General features: G+C 66.6%; 16 protein-coding genes. 6 read left to right on the forward strand and 10 right to left on the reverse strand.

Annotated features, from left to right (window positions below):
- Window positions 1–284: 284 nt before the first annotated feature.
- Window positions 285–800: a hypothetical protein gene (locus tag ACWD3H_RS46165; RefSeq protein WP_451959573.1), complete on the forward strand. Its 516-nt coding sequence runs from the start codon at window positions 285–287 to the stop codon at window positions 798–800.
- A 283-nt stretch (window positions 801–1083) separates the two neighbouring features.
- Here ACWD3H_RS46165 and ACWD3H_RS46170 read toward each other — a convergent pair whose 3' ends face one another.
- Window positions 1084–1977, reverse strand: a complete 894-nt coding sequence (locus ACWD3H_RS46170) for an NYN domain-containing protein (RefSeq protein WP_451959574.1) — start codon at window positions 1975–1977, stop codon at window positions 1084–1086.
- An 807-nt stretch (window positions 1978–2784) separates the two neighbouring features.
- Between ACWD3H_RS46170 and ACWD3H_RS46175 the strand changes: the two genes are divergently transcribed.
- The 3 genes from ACWD3H_RS46175 to ACWD3H_RS46185 all read left to right on the forward strand — a co-directional run bounded on the left by ACWD3H_RS46175 (window position 2785) and on the right by ACWD3H_RS46185 (window position 5235).
- Entirely contained in the window at window positions 2785–3489 is a 705-nt protein-coding gene (locus ACWD3H_RS46175; RefSeq protein ID WP_451959575.1) for a restriction endonuclease, read from the forward strand.
- 454 nt (window positions 3490–3943) lie between these two features.
- Window positions 3944–4477, forward strand: coding sequence for a nuclear transport factor 2 family protein (locus tag ACWD3H_RS46180; protein ID WP_451959576.1), 534 nt, complete (start codon window positions 3944–3946; stop codon window positions 4475–4477).
- Window positions 4474–5235 (forward strand): alpha/beta fold hydrolase, encoded by a 762-nt coding sequence (locus tag ACWD3H_RS46185; protein WP_451959577.1) that lies wholly within the window; start codon window positions 4474–4476, stop codon window positions 5233–5235. Before ACWD3H_RS46180 ends, ACWD3H_RS46185 begins: the two co-directional genes overlap by 4 nt.
- A 110-nt stretch (window positions 5236–5345) precedes the next feature.
- Here the strand turns inward: ACWD3H_RS46185 and ACWD3H_RS46190 are convergent, their stop codons facing one another.
- From ACWD3H_RS46190 to ACWD3H_RS46200, 3 genes are all read right to left on the reverse strand, one after another.
- Entirely contained in the window at window positions 5346–5594 is a 249-nt protein-coding gene (locus tag ACWD3H_RS46190; protein WP_451959578.1) for a hypothetical protein, read from the reverse strand.
- Complete coding sequence (locus ACWD3H_RS46195) at window positions 5591–6898, reverse strand: MFS transporter (RefSeq protein ID WP_451959579.1); 1308 nt, start codon at window positions 6896–6898, stop codon at window positions 5591–5593. Before ACWD3H_RS46195 ends, ACWD3H_RS46190 begins: the two co-directional genes overlap by 4 nt.
- 261 nt (window positions 6899–7159) lie before the next feature.
- On the reverse strand, window positions 7160–7672 hold the full coding sequence (locus ACWD3H_RS46200; RefSeq protein WP_451959588.1) for an IS5 family transposase: 513 nt from the start codon (window positions 7670–7672) through the stop codon (window positions 7160–7162).
- Between the two features lie 31 nt (window positions 7673–7703).
- On the opposite strand from ACWD3H_RS46200, the gene ACWD3H_RS46205 reads away from it, so the two are divergent.
- Complete coding sequence (locus ACWD3H_RS46205) at window positions 7704–8207, forward strand: alpha/beta fold hydrolase (RefSeq protein WP_451959580.1); 504 nt, start codon at window positions 7704–7706, stop codon at window positions 8205–8207.
- A 259-nt stretch (window positions 8208–8466) separates the two neighbouring features.
- On the opposite strand, the gene ACWD3H_RS46210 is transcribed toward ACWD3H_RS46205, so the two are convergent.
- The 6 genes from ACWD3H_RS46210 to ACWD3H_RS46235 form a co-directional block, all read right to left on the reverse strand.
- Window positions 8467–9309 (reverse strand): DUF4184 family protein, encoded by an 843-nt coding sequence (locus ACWD3H_RS46210; RefSeq protein ID WP_451959581.1) that lies wholly within the window; start codon window positions 9307–9309, stop codon window positions 8467–8469.
- Window positions 9310–9510: 201 nt separating this feature from the next.
- Window positions 9511–10389: a hypothetical protein gene (locus ACWD3H_RS46215; protein ID WP_451959582.1), complete on the reverse strand. Its 879-nt coding sequence runs from the start codon at window positions 10387–10389 to the stop codon at window positions 9511–9513.
- Window positions 10386–10727 carry a PadR family transcriptional regulator gene (locus tag ACWD3H_RS46220; protein WP_451959583.1) on the reverse strand — a complete coding sequence of 114 codons (342 nt, stop codon included), beginning with the start codon at window positions 10725–10727 and terminating at the stop codon, window positions 10386–10388. Before ACWD3H_RS46220 ends, ACWD3H_RS46215 begins: the two co-directional genes overlap by 4 nt.
- A 455-nt stretch (window positions 10728–11182) precedes the next feature.
- Entirely contained in the window at window positions 11183–11587 is a 405-nt protein-coding gene (locus ACWD3H_RS46225) for a RidA family protein (RefSeq protein WP_451959584.1), read from the reverse strand.
- Between the two features lie 39 nt (window positions 11588–11626).
- A complete protein-coding gene (locus tag ACWD3H_RS46230) occupies window positions 11627–11821 on the reverse strand; it encodes a hypothetical protein (RefSeq protein ID WP_451959585.1) in 195 nt (64 codons plus the stop codon).
- 300 nt (window positions 11822–12121) lie between these two features.
- A complete protein-coding gene (locus ACWD3H_RS46235; protein WP_451959586.1) occupies window positions 12122–12610 on the reverse strand; it encodes an ATP-binding protein in 489 nt (162 codons plus the stop codon).
- Between the two features lie 585 nt (window positions 12611–13195).
- Between ACWD3H_RS46235 and ACWD3H_RS46240 the strand changes: the two genes are divergently transcribed.
- A complete protein-coding gene (locus tag ACWD3H_RS46240; RefSeq protein ID WP_451959587.1) occupies window positions 13196–14572 on the forward strand; it encodes a hypothetical protein in 1377 nt (458 codons plus the stop codon).
- The last annotated feature ends 436 nt before the right edge of the window (window positions 14573–15008 follow it).

Raw genomic sequence — 15008 nt, forward strand, 5'->3', positions numbered from 1 at the left:
AGGCGATCGCCGCTTCCGGGCTGCACCGGATCGAATACCCACACAAGCACCCCGGCATGATCGCCACCGTCGCCGCCGGACTGCCCGCTGCCTTGCCCTTGCTCGCGGTGGCGAGCCATACAGTCTCCACTCGTGCGTCGCCCCAGTTCTGACGTGGGTTTCAGGGCCACATCAGCACTATTTCAGCCCTGCGTGTGACGATATCGACAGCGCGATGGAACGGGACAGTACGCCCCCACACGCGACAACAACTCACATACACTTCTAGGAAATGGAGCCAATTCATGATCCGAGCAAGGAAACTGACAGGCAGGATCGCCCGCATCGTCAGCACGGTTTCCGCCGCTGCGAGTATCGCGGTAATCTTCAACCTCACCGCCGTATCGGCGCACGCGACACCTTCAGGAACAGTCAGCGTGGCGACATCCGCACCTATCGACATCCGCGGGGGTGACATTACGGTGCGGGAGGTTATCGCCATCGCCGAACGGCAGGTCGGTGAACCCCTGGAGTCACTGAAAAGCGCTACGGGGGCCATCGCTCGTAAAGGAACGATGACGGCCGACGACTTCTACCGGCTGGTCGCCGAAGGCAACTTCGAGCGATTCGACTGGCAGCGAACCATCGAGCCTCCACCGTTGGAAGGCACCTTCAGCGACGTCGTCCCGCTGACAATAGGGACCACCCCAGAATTCATAGTCGGAATATTAAATGCGCGCATATATAACGTTGTCGTTACTTGTGTCACCAACGACGAAGGAAAGTCCTGGCAGTGCGACATCGACGTCCGACCGGCCTAGCTCTTCGGTTGTAGGCGGGGCGCCGTTAACGAATGTGCTATTACTGAGATTGAATCACCAGGGTTAGGACAGCTCGAAGGGCAGACCAGTCTCGTTGAAGAATCCGGTGATGAGATCAGGTCGATATTGCATGCGTTTCAGCCAGGTCTTGATGATCACGTTGCCCCACATCGGCACGAGCGGCGCGCCAACCTGCTGGTGGGCGGCCTCCAGCAGGTTGGCGTAGCCACGTTTGGGAAGCTGCGCCGCTCGCCTTTGCGCCCCGGTGCTCGGATCCGGTAGATCAACCGGCTCCGAGCACCGGGCTTGTTGTCACTGCGGATCCGTCGAGAGCGCCGTTGTTGTCGGGAACGTCTTGAGTCGGTGGGTCGGCCGCTTTTCGGGGTGGGTTTGCTGGTGGGGGTTTGGGGCGTTTGGTGTGGTGGCGTTTGTCGCGGACGTAGACGATCGCGGGTTTTCCATCGCTGGGGATGCGGCGATTCAGCTCGAACAGGGCTGTCGCGGCCATCAGATCGCTGAGCTTGGTGTAGCCGTAATTACGGGAATCGAAGTCCGGACGTTGCTTGGTAATGATGTGGCCGACGTAGCCCAGATGGGCCCATCCGTCGTCGTCGGAGGAGGTTTCCACGGCGGTGCGGAGCTGGTTGACCAGCGCGGTGTCTTTCTTCAACGTCGAGGCCAAGGTGCGTGGAGCCGGTTCGGGTGCTGAGCCGGAAGAGATGGCGGAGTTTTGGAGGCGGATGAGGTTTTCGATGTGGATGAACTTGTCGCACGCTGCGACGAAGGGCTGGGGGGTTTTGCGTTCGCCGAATCCGTACACGGTGAGGCCGGATTCTCGGATCCGGGCGGCCAAGCGGGTGAAGTCGCTGTCGCTGGAGACGAGGCAGAATCCGTCGAAGCGTCCTGAGTACAGTAGGTCCATCGCATCGATGATCAGCGCCGCATCGGTGGCGTTCTTACCTGTGGTGTAGGCGAACTGCTGGATCGGCTGGATCGACTGGGCAAGCAACCGCTCTTTCCAGCCTCCCAGGCTCGCGCCTGTCCAGTCGCCGTAGGCGCGTTTGACGTGCGCGGTGCCGTAGGTGGCGATCTCGGCCAGCAACGCCTCGACGATCGCGGGTTGGGTGTTGTCGGCATCGATGAGCACCGCGAGCTTGGCAGCGTTCTCACTGACCATGAGGCTCCCTTCGCTTTCAGCATGCGGGGGAAGCCGTCGCGGTTCAAGAGTCCGCATGGCCCTGTCGTCGTGGCACGCATCCGTACGCCCCCTAAGCTCGCCTGCGGACCCCCGATGCTCTCAACTCACCACGATCGCCCCCACCCGAACAACCAACACTCTGTGCCACCGATCCGTAACTCACTCCCTACCCCTCGAGACCCACCTCTCGCCGTGCAACGACACCGATCCCCTTTCAAGCTCATCCTGACTCGCCCGTCACCAGGTGCAGACCCGGGCCCAACTCTGCTCGCATGACCACCGCGGTGGCGTATGAGGCATCCGGGCAGCTCCCGCTGCTACGTCAAAGAAGCGACAATCTGCTCACCCGGTGGAAACACACTTATCCATTCTCTGCTTTCCCGAACACCGCGAATGCGGGCTCATCTGTCGGTGGTGCGTGTTTATATCTCCCATAAGCCGCTACACGGCGAAACACCACCACCATTTTCAGGGAGCAGTCATGTCGCGAGGCAGGTATTATCGGCGTGGGCATTGGGTCAATAGACCGAAACCGAAAAGCGCGAAAGGATCCGGCTGGGTCCTCCTGGCCGCCATCGCCGCCATCGCATGGTTTTGGAACCAGAGCGGCACGGAGCAGCCCGCCCCCGCCCAACCGCCGTCCTCGGTGTCAGAGCCCGCACCCCCGGCACAGGTCCTGGCCCCCGAGCAGGTTGCCGACGCCGGCCAGGAGCCGCCGCCCGAGCCGACCGGGGCGCCGTGAAACGCCTCACATGCGCACTGCGGCGGCGCCTTCCCCGGCTACGAATGCCCGCCGGACCGGTGGAATGGTGCGCCGCCGCCGTCATAACACTCATTGCCGGATCTTTCGCGATTCAAATCATCGGCGTCGTTGTCGACGCGATTTTCGGCACCTGGTACATCGGGGTTTCCGTGGGAGTGTGCGCTGTTCTGGCGATTATTGGATGGTCTCAACTCAAAGCCGTTGCCGCCCGGCACCGTTCTGAGCGGCTGCGCCATCTGCAGCTGACGCTGCCGCAACTGGATGCGATGAATCCCACTGATTTCGAGCGGGCCGTGTGCGACCTCATGATTCGAGACGGCATCGCGGCCCGGCACGTGGGACAGCGCGGAGACAAGGCGGCCGACGTCATCGGCCGCGAGCGCAGTGGCTACGTCATCGTCGTGCAGTGCAAGCACACCACCACCGCCGCCAAGGTCGGCTCCCGGGTCATCTACGAGGTCAACGGCACGGCCGCCGCCGCGCACGGCGGCGACGTCGCCGTGGTGGTCACCAATGGCTCCTTCACCCGCGATGCCCGCCAAACGGCCGACGACTTCCGGATTCACCTGCTGGGCCGCGACGAGCTCGGCCGCTGGGCCGCCGGCGAGACGTCCCTGCAGCATCTGCTGAGACTGACCACCCCGCTGCGCCGCTGGCAGCGTCTGCGCCACACCTCTTCCCGGCTCATCCGCCACCCCGCCCCGCACCACGACACCCTTCAACCCTGAAACGAAGGTGCGCCGAACGGGTACGGTGTCGCGGACCGTAATTTCTGCTTGCGTTGCGTGACAAACTCCAGTCCCCTGGGCTTTCGTCGCTGTCCGAGGAGATGTTCGAGAGGGCTGGCGCTATCGCTGTCCATCGGCCCAAGGTCCTGGCTTCCGTGGGCCTCCCGCTGGCGGCTTCGCTGTTTTCCTGGTCAGGCGGGGAACCATCCTTCACTATTTTCGTGGACGCAACCGTCGACCGCCGACAAGGATTGATCGTGGACGAGACAGAGTTTCCGCCCTCCCTGGGTAAGGTTGCGCCACGTGGACTGGCGGCCAACGGGATAACCGGTTACGAACAGTTGGCCGCCCGGTCCGAACGCGAACTCCTGGACATCCATGGAGTCGGACCGAAGGCCATACGAATCCTCCGTGAGGAGTTGGCATCTCGCGGTCTGAGTTTCCGCGATGACTGATGCTTGACGTGCTGGGATGTGCTGCTGCCGAGACGGCCGACATCCTGGGCACGTCGGTCGGTTCGGTGACGAGCGCACTTCAACGTGCGCGGGTGACCCTCGCAACGAAACAGGCGCCGTCGGTCCCGCTGGATCCGTCGTCTGAGGTGCTGCTCGCGCGGTACTGCGAAGCGTTCGAGAACGATGACGTCGACGCCCTGGCCGGGCTTCTGCGCGAGGACGGCAGGACATCGATGCCTCCATTCCCCTGGTGGCTGCGCGGTCGCGCAGACATGGAAGCCACATTGCGAGTAGCGGGCAGCCCTTGCGCCGGCTCGCGCGTTGTGCCGGTTCATGCGAACGGGACAACCGCGGTCGCACTGTACTCGCCAGACGAGATCGGGCACCTGCGCCCGTTCGGGCTCACGGTCATCGAGTGGCTCGACGGCCAGATGATCGCCGGGACCACGTTCCTTGAACAGCCATCGCGGATGTTCGAGATGTTTGGTCTGCCCGATGAGTTTCGGGAGGCTGCCTCGTATACCTTGGCATGAGCAACTACATACGCCTTGGCGAGGTCGATCTCTGGTACGACGAGAAGGGCGCTGGGGAGCCTGTCGTCCTGATGCACGGCAACTTCAGCGACTCTCGGGACTTCGCAGGGAACCTTGACACACTCTCCTCGCACTCGCGGCTGTTGCTGCCCGAACGCCGGGGCCACGGGCACACGGCGGATGTCGCCGGTCCCATCACCATCGACAACATGGCGGCGGACATGATCGCGTTCGCTGAGCGGATAGTCGGCGGCCCGTCCTCGCTTGTCGGATACAGTGCGGGCGCCAGCGTCGCCCTGTGGGTCGCGACCCAGCGCCCCGGCCTCGTGTCGCAGCTCGTGCTGATCAGCTGCGCGTTCGACCCGGCCGGCCTGATCGTGCGACCCGATGCCGGCGGAGAGTGGCCGCCCCAAGTGATCGAGGCATATGGCGAGGTCTCGCCCGATGGCGAGGCCCACTTCCCCGTCATCGCACGCAAGATCGCAGCATCCGTCGATGACGGTGCGCCACTCACTTCCGAGGCCCTGGCACAGGTGAAGTGCCCCACGCTCGTGATCGCCGCGGACGACGACATCGTGACCCTTGAGCACACTCTGGAGCTGTATCGGGCTCTCCCCGACGGATACCTCGCGATCGTCCCCGGATCGAGTCACCTGCTGCTGTTCGAACACCCGGAACTATGCACGCGGCTCGTCGGCGATTTCCTCGCGGGACGACGCGGACCACGGTGGATGCCTGTCTCCCGTGCCGGAGAGTGAGCTAGGCCGTGTCTCACAACCTCCAAAGTGAGACGACTCGTCAGGGCAGCCTGCGGCCGGAAGAGGCCCTGCTCGGCGCAGTTATGGGACGTTGAGAAAGGCGTGCAGAGTCAGCGTAGCCCCAGCTCGGCGAGATGGTCTGACACCAGCAGGCCGCCCGGACGCCCTGCGCGGAGGGATACCTTCACGGCGACCTCCTGGCCCTCTGTCGTCGTGGCTCGCAGGACCGAGGCATCGGTGTCCTGCCCGCCGGCGACGGAAGAGGGCACCGAGCAGCGGAAGCCGAAAATCGCTTCGATCTCACCCTGCAGCACTGCGACGTCGACCGCAGGCCTGGCCGGGGCCGAGGAGGCGCTCATCCCGTCACCGTCCCAGCGCCCGCGGGGAGCGAAGAAGCGTGCGCGTGCACCCACCAGGCGAGCGGAAGTGCGATCAGCACCACCGCCTGGATCGCGAGCAACGCCGGAACGATGCCCCAACGGTCTGCCACCAGGCCGGCTCCCAGGGCGACGAGCGCGTAGAGCACGCTGCCGAGCAGCGACGCAAGCGAACCCATCGTCGCGCGTTCCCGGTCGGTGAACTCTCGCTGCAGCAACGTCTGCTGGGCGATTGTCGACATGCCGTAGGCCGGTGACCCAAGCAGCACGGGCGAAAATACCGTCGGCTTGACCAGCGCCACGAAGTTCGCCACGTTGTCGAACAGCTCACCGAACAGCAGAGTGCGGGCCGCGCCCACCCGGCCGATCACCCAACCACTGACGCGGAAGCCGACGAAGGCCACACCATGGCCGAAGGTGCGCCACAGGCCCAGCGCCCAGAGCGGCCACAGCCCTGCCACGAAAACAGGCGACAACTGGGCCGCGCTTTCGCTGCTGTAACGAAGCGCCGACACCAGAGTCATCCGGCGGAGCACCGGATTACGGCGGATGCCGCGCAGGGCCGATCCAAGATGCACCAGCACGTTCGATTCCAGCGGGCCGTGCACCCGCGGTTCCCGGACCCGCAAGGCGACGAGCACGCACAGCACCTGCGGCACGACCGACAGCACGACCACCACACGCAGCGACCACGCGCCGGCGACCACGCCACCTATGGCTGCCGCCAGTGCGAGCGCGATCTGGAACATCGAGTTCACCCGGCCCGAGTGCCGGGGGAACTCCTCCTCCCGGCCGGCTTCGAGCAACGTGTCGTAGAGCAGAGACTCGTTGTTGCCGCTCCACAGTGAGGTCGCCAATCCCTCCAGCACAACAGCTGCCAGGAGGAGGCCGTAGCCCGAAGCGCCGGCGTACCCGAGATGGGCGGCCACCATGACGACGGCACCGGCGATCATCGTGCCGCGTCGGCCGAGGCGGTCGGAGAGCACCCCGGTAGGGACTTCGAACGCTGCCGAAGACAGCATCTTCACCGCCAGGAGGCTGGCGGCAGCGGTGTACGAGCCGGTGACTTGCGCGAAGTAGATGACCATAATCGGCCCGTACATGCGGAAGTCGCCGAAGAAGTTGAACCAGCTCAGCAGGCGGACATTCCGGTTGACAGTCTGATCAGCGGAGTTCGGAGCAGGCGGAGCTGACCTCGACCGTTGAGATTTCCTGCCGAACGGGGCAGCGATCAGGCGTTCGACCAGGACACGTACACGGAGCAGTGAAGAATGACGAGCGGACACAGCAGAACTCCCGGAAAGGCGAACGGAGACGCCAAACAGCGCCAAGGGCCGGTGACACGTGTCACCTCGCCCCGGCGACCGGGATGTGTGCTGACTTTGCTGCTACACGCGCGGCGTTACAAGCCTGCGACTGCGGTCACCAAGGGGCGAACGGGAGCTCCGGTCATCGTTGTAGACATCAGTGCTCCTCAATTCCCCAGGCGGGCGGGATTCCGCAACAGCTTCAACTCTAACGACCGAAGGACCTACGTGTCCGCTGAATCACGGACACAACGGCGGGTAACCGCGCCTCATGGCCGCTTGAGCCAATCCAGGATGGCCGGCGAGGACAACGCCGCCGCGGTAGACAACGGCATGCTTGTCGTAGCGGGTGGCCAGACCGCGCCAGTTCTTCATCCGGTTGAAGAACCGTTCCACGACGTTGCGGTTCTTGTAGTCCTCGCTGTCATGGGAGACGGGCCGGCCACCCCGGGAGCCACGACGCCGGCGGTGCCCCGCCTGGTCTGCCGGCTCAGGAATGACCGTCTTGATGCCACGCGCCCGCAGCATCGCTCGATGGCCACGTGACGAATAGGCCTTGTCCCCCCGCAGCAGTTCAGGCGTGGTGCGGGGCCGGCCGGGGCCTTTGCGGGCCACCCGCAGCTCGGCGAGCAGCTTGGGCAACGCCGGCGAGTCCCCGGCCTGACCAGGGCTGACAAGCACCACGAGCGGGCGGCCTTTGCCGTCGACCAGCGCGTGTGTCTTGGTGGTCAGGCCGCCGCGTGACCGGCCGATGCCATGATCGTCGGGCTCGACAAGCTGATTCGTGTCATTCGGCGGCCTCTACGCACGCCACTATGCGCAGCGTTTCCCCGACGAGGTGGCGGGCTTGGTCCTGGTGGAGCCCGAACACGAGGACTACGACTCCTACATGCCCCAGAAGCTGAACGAGCTGTACCAGGCATGGGACCCCGACGAGGAGTTGCCCGACGAGATCGTCCAGTTCTACCGTGTCGCCCACGCCGGGACGGGCAAGACCTGGCCGGGGACCAGCGGAGAGTATTCCCTCAGCAAGAAGCACCCCGTCATGGCGAAGGTCCTGGCCGGTGTGACGCAGGTAGAGGAGTGGCCGGTCACCGCGTGCGGAGAGGTCGCCGCGATGAACGCGTACCTCAACAGCGCCGGCATCACCGATGTGTCCAAGATCCCCAGGGACACCCTCTACTTCCATGCCCAGACCTGGAACGCCATGGCCGGCAAGTGGCAGGCCCGCTCCGGGTGCGGGAACTGCCGCCAGTGGGTGACGAAGATCGGCGCGGCCTGGATCTGAAACCCGCCCTCGCCGCCTGTTTCGGCCGCCGTTCTATTGTGCACAGTGACGGCCGGCCTTGCCCGGGACGGCGAGCCAAGGGCCGGGGCGCCGATCCCCAGGTCGTCAAGGTGCTGGGCATGGAGGTGTTCCGATCCGACGTACCGGCCACGGCCGGACTGGACCGCAGTGCCTCCGGTGGAGTGGTGCAACAGACGGCGCCACGCCATCTGGGTGGGGAAACTCGTACACCATTTCCGTGGACGCGACCGGGAGGAGTTCAGTGTGTGCTCAAGTCGTGCGGCACAGCGGGTCGGATCGCCCTGTGTACCCACCAGGCGCAGGCGTAAAGGGCGAGCGCGCAGGCCAGCGCGGCGCCACCGCCCTTCGCCGAGTCCGAGAGGATTCCCTCCACTACCTGTTGGACAGTTGCCTGGTTGGCTGCGGCAGGTCCGCCCCGGTAGTCCTCCAGGGTCTGCATGTTGACCACGGCGCCGGTGAGGGCGGCAACGGTCAGCGCTGTTATGACGCTCCAGCGTGCCGCTGCCGGAAACCCGGCCCGGACGGTGGTGTCGGCGGGGACTCGGCTCAGGCGGCGCCACAAGTGCGCCGCGATGGCGACCAGCCCTCCGACCGTGCTGACGTGCTGGACCACCCGCGCTACCGTGAGATCCCCCGTGACGTAGGACCGCAGGACGCTCAGGTGAGTGACCACGTAGCCGTCGGCGTGCGTGAAGGAGTCCCATACCAGGTGGGACAGGATGCCGATCACGACGGACAGCAGCACCCAGCCTGTCCGGCGCAGGCCATCACCGCCGCGCTCGGCTGGCCTGGCCGGGGAGAGCCGGGCGGGCAGCAGGTCGGCGGCCGGGCGGCGCACCAGCCAGTACAGCATCAGGAGAGCCAGCGCATACGGCACCCCCACGGCGATGCCGGACAGGCTGTGGGAGACGGTGGCGTTGAGGAACGGCTCGTACCAGGACTGGGCACTCACGGGTATGCGCGCGCCGGCAAGGAAGTACGGCGCGTCCGGAGCCATGGCTCCGCAGACCAGGGCGGCCGGGGAGAACGGGTGGCGCAACAGCGGCAAGACGGCTGCGGGGTGGGACAGCGTGAACGGCATCGAGGTTCTCCTCCGTGCCGGCGCGGTCCTGCGGGGGCGAGCGCCGGGTGCGGTCGGACATAGGACGGCACACACAGCCCTATGAGCCGAATAGTTGAATAACTCCCCCAAGGATATATGCCGGTTACCTGACTATTCGGAAGGGTGGTCAGCAAACACGAAGCCGCCCCCCGAGTTGAGGAGGGCTGCTGGTGAAGGGCTTTAGCGCCGGCTGGGCCGGCCGCGAAGGCGAAGTGCGTGCACGCCGGCGGCCAGCGCACCGGCCAGCGGCACAACCGCGGCGATCCCCAGGACGGGAAGCGGTTGACCCCAGGCTCCTGTGTAGGCGTAGGCAAGGAACGGCGGGCAGGCTGCGGTCATCACGGCCGTCTCGGTCAGCCCCGGTGACCTTGACCGCCAAGCCAGCGTGAGGCCGGTGGCCGCGAGTACAAGCAGGGGCCACATGCCGTAGTCGGTGCTGATCGGCAGTACGTCCGCGTAGAGAGCGGTCACCGGCAGCCACGCCGCGGCAGCCATCGCGCCGGCTGCGGCACACACCCTGGGCCCCGGCATCAGATCGGGCGGACAGGCCAACACGACCAAGGCGGTGAGCAGCGCCATGGCTGGGGTGACGATCGGGTCGCCGAACGCGGGCCCGCTGACGACAGCCGCGACGGCCGACCCCGCGAGTCCGACGGCGACCGCGACCACACCTCCCCGCCACCGCCCCGTCAGCGCCGTGACCGCCCCGACGACGACCAGCGCCGAAGCGAGCAGCAGCGCGCTCCACGCGTCGGCGAAGAAACGCACCGGGGCCGGTGAGGCGACCACGCCGGCATACCAGCGGCTCAGATGCACACCGCAACCCGCCGCCGCCGCGGCCACCGCGAACGGCGCCGCGCTTGCCAGTAATCGTCCTGCGGCTGTCGCGGAACTCACGCCCAGCCTCATCCGCACCGCGTGACCGGCGATGTCCGCGGCCTCCCGGAACCTGCCCGCAGGGGAGGCTTCCGCCGCGGTCTGCTGATAGACGGCAAGGATTTCCTCACCGCACTCCAGACGATACCGCCGCGGATACAGGCGCAGAACCAGCCCGATCACGCCTGCGTCACCGCCACCCCGGAGGCCCCCAGTCGCCGGCGGGCTTCACGGGCGGTGGCCGCCATCCGCTCCGCCGCGACCGCCAGCCTCTCCCGCCCCAACGGCGCCAAAGCGTAGACCTTGCGGGCCCGGCCGTCGACGACCTCCTCACGATGCACCTCGATCAGCCCTTCCTTCTGCAGCCGATCGAGGGCACCGTAGAGGGTGCCGGTACGCAAGATCACCCGGTTACCGGAGAGTGATTTCACCTCCTGGGCGATGGCGTAACCATGCCGCGGCTCGTCCGCCAGGGCTGTCAGCACCAGAAGAGTCGGCTCCTGCAATACACGCTCGCTCATCCACTCAACATATGTCGCCCAGCGACCTATCGACAATGCTGGGGCGCCGCGGTGTCCGGTGTCGACTGCTGTTCTGGCGGGTCCGGCGCGCTGCGTGGGCCGGGCACCGCCGCCGCCGCCGTGACGGCCAGGTCGAGCCGGTTGTTCATGTCGAGCTCGAACGGCGGTGCTGCGAACCGGCTCCCACAGATTGGCCGATCCCAGGTCGTCGACCGTGCGCCGGATGCGGAGTGCGGCCGTATCCGACTGGGCCGGGACTTCTGCGTTCAAGAGGCCCGCGCTCACATCGCCCGGCTGCAGCATGCCCAGCGGCGACGCCCCCACTGCTTGGAGCACCTGCCCGTAGACGCGACGTACGGGACGAGGCCCGAAGGAGGGTGCCGGTCGTCCCGCCGGTGCGCACAGGGCGTCCAGCAGTTCCGCCGACGGAACCCTCAGGCTGATGCACGCCCTCGTCAGACGACCGGCCATCCTGGTCGGTCGTCCAGCACTGCCAGGGCGTCGACCTCCACGAGTAGTCTCGGCGGAAGCCGCATATAGGCGGTGGTGCGGGCGGGGAAGGGCTCACCGACGGCCGCCGCGTAAGCCTCGTTCATCTCGGCCAGGTGGGCGGGATCGGTGAGGTACACGCGGAGCATCACGACGTCCTCCAAGCCTGCGCCGCCCGCCTTGAGGACGGCGGTGACGTTGCGCAGGGTCTGCGCGGTTTGCTCGGCGACCGTGGTGCCAACGACTTTGCCCGTGTCCGGATCGAGCGGGAGCTGCCCGGAGACCTGCAGGACGGGACCCTTGCGGATGCCTTGGGACAGCGGGGCTGCCAGGGCGAGGGCGTTCTCGGTGGTGATGACGGTTCTGGTCATGCTGTGTCCTTGAAGGGTGCGGACAGACGCGTACGAGGGTCAGCTCCAGGCCTGTCGTTCCTGGCTGCGGGGGTCGTCGACCTGGGACCACTCGGCGTCGATGCGCATCGTGGCCCGGCGCTGGAGGTCTTCCGCAAGGCCTGCCGCCCCCTGGTGCATCCGCTCAATCCCCGCCGCGCCGAGCGCGCCCAGGTCCGCTGTGTTCTCGAACGTGTGGAAGCCATGTCCTTCCACGCGCGAAGCCTCGCACCGAGACCGGAGGTGCACGAGACGCAGCAGCGTGGCCCGCGTCTCAGCGCTTGTCAACAGCTCGGCAGGACCGAACGAGCCAAGGCATCTTGCCCCCGCAGCCTTGTACATCCTGCCCATGCACCCCGACCTGACAGCTGAGAGCAGCCGTGACCTGTGCGCGTACCCCTACCCTGCTGTTCACCGTCGCCTACGAGATGCTCGGCCGATGGGTGGAAGCCCTACCAGACCCCGTTGGTTCCCCCGCCCGGATACGGCCCCCGGCACCCCGAGCGGGGGCATAGTTCACCCCGATGACCAGCGGCGGAGGTCGGCCAGGCCGGGTCGGAGGTCGGGGAGGGACGGGAAGATGAGGCGGTTGCCCGAGAGGGTGGGCAGGGCGAAGGCGACGGCCTTGCCGGGGGTGGCGGCCAGGGTGGTGACGGGGTAGGTCTGGCAGTGGCCGCCGGAGAGCCGGTGGGCCAGGAGCAGGCCGCGGCCGTTCTCAGCGAGCAGGGGCAGGCCGATCTCCGTCACCGAGTGCAGCAGGTTGAGGATGAGGCGGACCTCGTGGGTGTTGGGGGCGCCGTCGGCGACCTCGCACCAGGTGGGGATGCCATCCAGATGGAAGACGCGCAGTTCGTACGGGGGACGGGCGTGTTTCTCGGCGTTGGCGGCGAGTTCGGCGACGATGAGTTCGGCGGTGTCGATGTCGTCGCCGGGCAGGCCCGCGTGCTGGAGTACGTCGCGGACGACGGCGCGAGCGCGGCGGGAGACGGAGCCGGGTCGCAGCACTTTGACCAGCGCATGGATATCACTTCGCCCCGCCACGTCACTGTCTCGTCCCGTCGTCGTCCCGTTGTTCAGCCTGGCCGTGCTGCTTTCCCATGCCGTCGTCCCGCTGTATAGCTCCGTCGCGCTGCTGTCCTGTCCCGTCGTGCCGCTGGCCTTGCCCGGGATTTCGGCGTTTTGTCCCGGCGTCTCGATATTCCGGTCCGTTGTTCCGGTGTCGTACCTCGGCGGGGCGACCGGTCCGGCCGGGGTGAAGGGCTTCCAGTTGCGGGCGGGTGGGGGAGCCGGGCTTTCTGCGGGGTGGTGCGGGGCACCTGGAGGGATGTCGCCGGCTGGTGGCATGGGCGTGCTCCGTTCGCTGTGGGGCTGTGCCCAGCAGGAAACGCCAGCATGGTGACGAGGGTGAACATCGACATCTGATCATTGATCACTGTCCGATGAGACCCGGCCAACGGCGAACGTGGCTGGGTGTCAGCCGGTCGTATCGAGCATTGGTGGGCGAAAATCTGTCGTTTGGCTGGGGGGATGGTGACCGGGGCCTGCGGACATCACAATGGGTGGTGATTCGACTACCGAAGGAGAGTGGCCATGGGGAAGGCGCGCGACGGGAAGGGGCGTCCGGATCTGTTGAGGGCGCGGCTGGAGCGGGGGATGACGCAGGAGGAGGCTGCGGGCGCGGTCGGGGTGGCCGTGGGGACGTGGGGGAGGTGGGAGCGGAGCGAGCAGGGGATCCGGCCGCACAGCCGCAGGAAGATCGCGGCAGTGTTCGAGGCGGAGTCCGCCGAGGTCGAGCAGTGGATAGAAGGGTGGGCCCTCGGGGAGACATCTTCGTGGCCGGTCACGGAGTACGGCGACACATCGACGGCGGCTAGCGTGAAGTCGGCCGCGCTGCTGTGGAGGTATGAGATGGACGAATCCCGCCGCCACCTGCTGACCGCGTTGCCGTTCGTGCCCTCGGTTTTGGCGGGTTGGATAACGGCGTGGAACTACAGCGACCCGCCTCAGGCGGTCGCGCAGCGAGGAAACAGGCGCACGGTGGGCCAGGCCGATATCGACCGGATCAACGAGGCGCGCAAGGTTTTCAGTAACCTGGACGACCAGTTCGGGGCCGGTCTGGTCCGCCCGACGGTGGTTCGGTACCTGGACACCACGGTGACCCCGTTGCTGCGAGGCCGCTACGACGACCAGGTGGGATCGGCGCTGATGTCGGCGGCGGCCGGAATGACTTGGTTGGCGGGCTGGACGGCTTTCGACCTGAACCAGCACGGTCAGGCGCAGCAGCACTTCGGTCAGGCGCTGCGGCTGGCGAAGACGGGGAACGACCCGCTGACCGGTGTCTGGATACTGGTGACGATGACCTCGCAGGCGCTTCATTTGGAGCAGGCCGCCCTGGCGGTGTGGCTGGCCAGAGCCGCGGCCGACACCGCACGCCGCGCACAGGCATCTCCGCATGTCATGGCGCTGATGCTGACCAAGCAGGCATGGGCGACGGCCATGCAGAGTGGGGCGGCCGAGACCCACGACAGGCACGGTGCCAAGCAGGTTGAGCGGCTGCTCGTCGAGGCCGAGCGCGCGTACGCCCAGGGGACCATCGACCGCGACCCGGCGTGGATCGCCAGGTACGACGAGGCGGAGTTCAAAGCACAGATTGGCCGCTGTTGGAGCCTGATCGGCGAGCATAGGCGGGCTGCGGACTGCGCGGAAGCGGCCGTGGCGGAGTTCGGCAACCGTTTCCCGCGATCCGCCCAGCGCAACAGGCTGCACACGGCCGAGGCGTACCTGGGGATGGGCGAGCTGGAACAGTCCCTCGCCGCCGCTCGAGCCGCGATCCCGGCGACGAAGGCACTGACCTCCGCTCGCTCGACCGACCTGATCCGGCAGTTCGCCGACCGGCTTGAGCCGTACAGGGGCAGCATGATGGTCCGCGAGTTCCGCGACCACCTCAACCACGAACTCGCTGCCTGAACATGTGAGAGCCGCGCTCCCAGGCGGTTCCCGGCGGAGCGCCGATGTCCTATGGGACGCGCTCCGCCGCAAGTCCCCGAAACGGTGCGGGACAAGAGCGCGTAGTACCTGATCGACCGGCAGGCTCCGGTAAGCGGCGGTGTCTTCAGGAGGACAACTACCAGGCGACCCTGATGTTCTTTGACAGCTAGGCTTTCCCGGGGTCTGAGGAACATCGGAACCGGATCGTGCGCTAAACCGGTTCCGTTGCAGGTCCACCCCCGCACCGCGCCTATTCGGGGTGCTCGCAAGAATTGTGACAGACGACCCAAACCGGCCCTGGGGGTACCAGCGCCGAGGCGGCGGCGGACGACTTCGATGGGGACGCCGTCATTGATGAGTTCGGTGGCGTGGGCGTGGCGAGCGGGACGTAAGGGAACGCACCCAACACCAAACG

Source organism: Streptosporangium sp. NPDC002607 (genome assembly GCF_053592655.1).